Here is a 6,397-nt window from a genome sequence, read left to right as displayed (position 1 = left end):
CGTACTACCCATCATCAGCCGCTAGCTCCCACCAGCTGGTAGATGCCGCATGAAGCAGGGGCGGCGGTTGGAACTTCGAACCCCCGCCCCTGGCAAGTCCCGCACTATGAAGGTTTGTCCATGAGCACCAATCCCCACGGTGAGCGTTGCCGTACGTCCACGTGCTTGTCTGCGCGTCCTGCCTCAGCCAAGCGTTCACGGAGTTCGACGATATGCTCCGGTTTGCGCAGCCTGCTCCCTTTGACCGAGACGCAAGCCGCAAACGTCCCCACCGCTGGCGGAGGCGTTGCCGGCGCGCCTTGGCAGATGCGGGGAATGGGGACCGACCTTCGAAACTTCTATGAAACCGAACCGGACCTCGCCCACGCCGTCGTCGATGCCGGACCACACGTCAGGAGTTGCGCCCGGGCAGTCGGACGCCGCCGAACATCGGAGGAGACAACCCTTCGACCGCCCACATGGCGCCGTCGCGCAGCCGCCCCGCAGACTAGTGATTAAACCTTGTTTACCACCCGACGCCGCAGCGATAGATACCTGCCTAGGTCACTTGACCTGCTATTCCAACCGGCGGAATGCCAAGGCCCGGCACTCGCCCGGCGCCCCTTGGCTGACGTTCAACGGGCAGACCAGGAAGCTTGATTCCGCGATCGGCAGCGGGACTGTCGCCGACCGTCGAAGAGTGAGCCATCTCGTGGGCTTGGCGTCTAGTGGTCGTTGCAACACCTGAACTTTTTGGGAGTTGCAATTGGCAGACATGAATAGACCACGAAAGTCTTGGGGCCCCTCCAAAGAAAGCTGCCCGGGCTCACTAGGATCAGCTGATGAAACAGGGAACGGGCAATTCCGAAGCGGTAATCGCCGCAATCAGCCGAAGTTCGGGGACTCGCGCGCGGCACGGCCACATGGTCGTTCTGAAGTCCGGAGACATCAAGAAGTATGCTCCCATCTCCCATCAGAAACCGGCAGTGATCTCCGCGCGATTTCTCTCCGAGTCGGAACGGACCACCATTGCGGACCTGTTGCATACCCGGCTCAGCATCCGCGCCGTAAGCGATACCCGGCGATCACCCGGCTGTGGGAGAACGCCTGGAGCAAGTTTGTGCCGTTCCTGGACTACGACGTCGAAATCCGGCGGGTTATCTGCAGCACCAGGGCCATCGAATCCGTCAACGCCCGCTACCGGCGCGCGGTCAGGGCGAGGGGTCATTTCCCCACCGAGCAGGGCGTGCCCTGAAATGCCTCTACCTCGCCGCCACGAGGGCACTAGGCCCCACAGGCAAAGGCAGGGCACGATGGGCCACACGATGGAAGTCGGCGTTCAACGCCCTCGCCATCACCTTCGACGGAAGAATCAACTAAATGTCGGACAGTCCCGTTGATCCACCCGTTCCAAACGATTGGGTTGGTGATCACAACGGTGGATTGGGCGCTTTCGGCGGTTTCATCTTGCCGAGGATGAGTCGATGAGGTCGATTGCGGCGTGACTGAGTATTTCTCGGAACACGGTCGCTACAGGTGTCAGCGCTGATGGCCCGCCGACTTATGTGCGTGCGCCGCAGGACACCGGAATCAATGCGATGAACCCGGGGAGCAGGCGCAATGCGACCGATGGTTTCCCGAGGTTCGAATACCGGTCGGTGGCGGGACGTCGAAAGTTTTGCCGCTGTTGGTGATGGTGTCCTCACATTCGCGGTTCATCATAGTCAGGATGACTTTGGGAAATGGCGCTCCCGGTTAGTTGCGCCGGCTCGGGGCCCGGGCCTCAGTGGTTTCCTTGGGCTGGTTTGGCGACTTCGATATCAACGCCATCCACGCGCGACGCTAGATCCCGTTGACTCCTTTCGCCCCAGGAGCGCTTCCTGGCCACGCGGCGGTATATATCGACCTCTAAACCGCATACGGTGGCGTGGGCACCTGTGCGAGTGTTTCCAACATCGTTCACACACCCCCGCTGCAAAGACCGACCATTGTGATTCCGTAGAGCAGTGCGTAGCCGATTGGGCAGAGACGGAATTGGGTGCTCTACAGACTGGTGCCCGTCGAGGCTTCTTGAGTGTCGCCGAACCGTGGAGCCGCGTTGGACGGTGATGATTGGCAGCGTGCGGCAACTTTATGCAGCATCGGCTGTCCTCATCGGGTAGGCACAGCCGCCGTGAGCGAAGGTGGCGTCTGCGTCGGGCAGAATAGAGATCTACCAACGGCGGCCCGCGAGGCTCTCTGGTTTCATCCCTTACACTCGTCAGGGCAATTATAGGGTTGAGGGAGTTCGACGGACAAACGCCTAGCAATACACCTGTTGCCACGCGGCTGGCGTCGGATGACAAACGGGAGCCAGGGGGACAGGACGAAGCCTCCCTTGCCAGGGGGTGCCGGATGTCAGGTTGGGATGCAGGCCAATATCGGTAGGCGTCCTGGTACCCGCGTGCGGGCAACTAGAGCGGTTGTCTTCCAGTTACCGCAGATTCTGTCAGGTAGTTATATATTCTTTGGCCATTCGAATATTCTGAAAGCATTTGCTTTGGTCGCTTGGCGGCAGGGCTGCCGGAATGATAGCCAGGTCTGTCCTACATCAGCTCCGCCGTCCCGTTCTTTGGAGGCCGGGGAGTACCCAGGTTTGTTAGTGACGCTTTGATGGCGCGTAGGACGCGATGGGTGACGACCTCAATCGCACCGATGCCATCGACTTGGGTCAATATGTTGCGCTCGGCGTATTTGGCTATCACTGCTGCGGTTTGCTCGTGATATAGCTTCAACCGGTGACTGATGATGGCCCGCTTATCATCGCTGCGGCCGCTCACACTTGAACGAGCAAGCATGCGGGAGACGAGCTCCTCGTCATCGGCGTTCAGGTGCAGGACGATGTCCAGTTTCTGTTTGCCGTCCGCGAGGACCCCATCGAGGTAGTCGACTTGGGCGGCAGTGCGGGGATAACCGTCCAGCAGAAAGCCGTTCTCTACATCGCTTCTACTGAGACGGTCCCGGATCATTTCGTTCGTCACGCTATCCGGAACTAAGTCACCGGCTTCTATGAACGTTTTGGCCCTGAGGCCAAGAGGAGTCATCTCGTTGACGTTTGCGCGGAAGATGTCGCCGGTTGAGACCGCGTCAACGTCGAAGCGTTTTGAAATACGTTCGGCTTGTGTGCCTTTACCGGAGCCCGGTGCTCCGATGATTAACATTCTGGTCATTATGCTAGTCCTCAGTATTGCCCTAGTTGGTTGGACGCCTTGTTCCAGCTGTAGGCGAATAGTCCGTTCGGGTCTGCCGACTGAATCTGAATATTGGATGACTATGAGCTGTAACAGTGCCGTGTGATCACGGCTTGGTCCGTTAGTGCCGCGGTTGGCCAGACACGGCGGTCGGCGCATATTGATACGCCGACAGAGCTGCGTGTGACAATACCTGCAACTTGACCCGTTATCCGTCGCCCCAGACAGAAGAGCTAGGTAGGCATGAAATGTGCGAAGACCTGGTACCCGTCAGAGCGGGCAATGATCTGCCGCGAAGAGACGCCGTCGTTTGAGATCCATAGGAGAGAGTTGTCTGGCATGACGGCCTCTACGATTCCCTTACGGATGTAGATCCCGTTCTTCCAGATTTCTACGAGTTGGCCGTGGGCGCGCTGCCAATCTGGTTGTAGGTGGAGGTCCAAGGCCTTGCTCCTGAGTAAACGAAAGTACTTAGTGGGCGCCACCTTTATTGGTGAGCCGGCGGTGGAGTGCCGTGAGCCGTTGCGAATAGTTGATGATCCGGGTGATCATCCGGCACCCCACCGCAGGAATAAGGGCAGCAGAAGCTGCTGCTAGAGGTGCCGTTCCTCCACGCCGTTGTACTCGCTCAACGGCCTGATCAGCGAGTTTGAGTCCGCCTGTTCCATGATGTGCGCGGTCCAGCCGGTGATCCGGCTGGCCACGAACAGGGGAGTGAAGGTGGGGGTGTCGAAGCCCATGAGGTGGTAGGTGGGCCCGGCGGGGTAGTCGAGGTTCGGCTTGATGGCCTTGGCCTCGTCCATCGCGGTTTCCAGGCCGTTGTACAGCCCCAGCAGCTCCGGGCGGCCGTAGTGGGCGATCATCTTGTCCAGTGCGGCTTTCATGGTGGGAACCCGGGAGTCGCCGTGCTTGTAGACGCGGTGGCCGAAGCCCATGACCTTCTTCTTCTGGGCCAGGGCGTCTTCCATCCATGCTTTGGCCCGGGCAGCGGCTTCTTCGAGGGATTCCTCCTGCCGGATGCCGATCTCGTCGAAGGTGTGCATGACGGCTTCGTTGGCGCCGCCGTGCAGCGGACCCTTGAGGGCGCCGATGGCTCCGGTCACTGCGGAGTGCAGGTCCGAGAGTGTCGAGGTGATCACGCGGGCGGTGAAGGTGGAGGCGTTGAAGGAGTGCTCAGCGTAGAGGATCATCGAGACGTTGAAGGCCTCCACCACTTCCGGGACCTGTTCTTCGCCGAAGGCCATCCAGAGGAAGTTTGCTGAGTAGCCCAGGTCATCGCGGGGTTCAACCACGTCCTGGCCGTGCCGGCGGCGCTGGTCGTAGGCCACCACCGCGGGCATGGCGGCGAAGAGGTCTATGGCCTTGGCCATGTTGGCGTCGCGGGACGAGTCTTCGGCCAGGGGGTGCCGTGCGCCCATTACCGAGGCTGCGGTGCGGCAAACATCCATCGGATGGGCGTCCGTCGGCAACGCATCGATGATGGCTTTGAGCGCAGGGTCGAGTGCACGCCCGGCCCGTTCCCGGGCTGTGAACTCCGCCAGTTGGTCCGGGGTGGGCAGTTCCCCGTTCCACAGCAGGTAGGCGACTTCCTCGAAGCTGCACTTGGCAGCCAGTTCCTGGACTGGGTAGCCGCGGTAGAGCAATGAGTTGGTGTCGGGGTTGACCTTGGAGACGGCGGTGTAGTCCACCACGACGCCGGCGAGGCCTTTTTTGATGCTTGTGTCAGTCATGCTGAGCTCCTTCGTTGCAGCCCTGTACTAGCGGGTGTGGGGGATTTGGAAGTTAAAGATTCCGGAATCGAACTTGTTGTACGCCTCGTAGTCGACGAGGTCATAGAGACGGGCCCTGGTGAGCATTTCAGGAACACGTACTTCTTGGGTTCCCAGACTCTTGAGCGTATCCAAGACCCTTTCAGCGGCGCCCATGGCACTACGGAGCAGTGTTACCGGGTAGATCACCATGTTGACGCCGACGCCGGCCAGTTGGTCCACCGTGAAGAGGTCGCTTTTGCCGAATTCGGTCATGTTGGCCAGGATCGGGACGTCCACGGCATCGCGGATGGCCTGGAATTCGCTGAGGTCCTTCATGGCTTCCGGGAAGATTGCGTCCGCTCCGGCGTCTACGAGGGCCTTGGCGCGCTGCTGTGCTGCCTCGAGTCCGTCGGTGGCCCTGATATCGGTGCGCGCCATGATGAGGAAGTTCGGGTCGCGCCGGGCGTCGGCTGCGGCGCGGATCCGCTTGGTGGCGGTCTCGAGGTCCACCACGTTCTTGCCGTCGAGGTGGCCGCAGCGCTTGGGGTTGAACTGGTCCTCGATGTGGAGGCCGGCCAGGCCGGCGTTTTCGAGTTCCTGTACGGTGCGTGCCACGTTCATGGGTTCGCCGAAGCCGGTGTCGGCGTCGACGATGGAGGGCAGGTCTGTCATCCGGGCGATCTGCCCGGCCCGGGTGGCCACCTCGGTGAGGGTGGTCAGGCCGATGTCCGGCAGGCCGAGGTCGTTGGCGAGGACTGCGCCGGAGATGTACACCCCGGCGAAGCCTTTTTCCTCGATCAGCCGTGCGGAGAGCGGGTTGAAGGCTCCGGGGAACTGCTGGATGGTCCCGGAGGCGAGCAGTTCCCGGAACCGGATCCGCTTCTGTTCCGGGGTGGTCTTCGAATACAGCATTAGAAGAGTCCCTTCGGTGCGGCTGCCAGGTCGATGACGCCGGGGGCGGCGGTGATGTTCAGCTGGTCCAGCTCGCCTGCGGCGAGTTCGGGGAGGCGTTCGACGGCGGCGAGGAACCTTTCGATCTCGGCCTCCTCCACGAGCCCGGCGGCAAGCGTGCGGAACTTGTTGACGTACTGTTCCCGGGCGAACGGCCGGGCGCCCAGCGGGTGGGCGTCGGCGACGGCGATCTGGTCGGTGATGACGGTGCCGTCCTTGAGCGTGATTTCCACGGAGCCGCCGAAGGCCTTCTCGGCGATGTCCAGGGAGTGGTAGCGGCGGGTCCATTCGGGATCTTCCACCGTGGTGACCTTGTGCCACAGTTCCACCGTGTCCGGCCGGCCGGCGCGTTCCGGGGCGTAGGAGTCGACGTGGTGCCAGGCGCCGTCCTGCAGCGCGACGGTGAAGATGTACGGGATGGAGTGGTCCAGGGTCTCGCGGGATGCGGTGGGGCTGTACTTCTGCGGGTCGTTGGCGCCGGAGCCG

The 6,397-nt window shown here is 61.4% G+C and carries 3 protein-coding genes and 2 pseudogenes; 1 reads left to right on the top strand and 4 read right to left on the bottom strand.

Annotated elements, in window-relative coordinates:
- Positions 1-1,051: 1,051 nt before the first annotated feature.
- Positions 1,052-1,359 (top strand): annotated as a pseudogene (locus tag DC347_RS19740) (transposase); the annotation flags it as partial.
- A gap of 1,205 nt (positions 1,360-2,564) precedes the next feature.
- Here DC347_RS19740 and DC347_RS19735 read toward each other — a convergent pair.
- From DC347_RS19735 to DC347_RS19715, 4 genes and pseudogenes are all read right to left on the bottom strand, one after another.
- Positions 2,565-3,179 carry an adenylate kinase gene (locus DC347_RS19735; protein WP_206073975.1) on the bottom strand — a complete coding sequence of 205 codons (615 nt, stop codon included), beginning with the start codon at positions 3,177-3,179 and terminating at the stop codon, positions 2,565-2,567.
- 623 nt (positions 3,180-3,802) lie between these two features.
- Entirely contained in the window at positions 3,803-4,939 is a 1,137-nt protein-coding gene (locus DC347_RS19725; protein ID WP_109864185.1) for a bifunctional 2-methylcitrate synthase/citrate synthase, read from the bottom strand.
- A gap of 27 nt (positions 4,940-4,966) precedes the next feature.
- On the bottom strand, positions 4,967-5,872 hold the full coding sequence (prpB, locus tag DC347_RS19720; RefSeq protein WP_109864184.1) for a methylisocitrate lyase: 906 nt from the start codon (positions 5,870-5,872) through the stop codon (positions 4,967-4,969).
- Positions 5,872-6,397 (bottom strand): annotated as a pseudogene (locus DC347_RS19715) (MmgE/PrpD family protein); the annotation flags it as partial. The pseudogene DC347_RS19715 and the gene prpB, both read right to left, overlap by 1 nt.

The organism is Pseudarthrobacter sp. AG30 (assembly GCF_003116525.1).
Lineage (GTDB): Bacteria > Actinomycetota > Actinomycetes > Actinomycetales > Micrococcaceae > Arthrobacter.
Note: the sequence above shows the minus strand (reverse complement) of the source record. Positions and strands in the feature narration are given on the sequence as shown.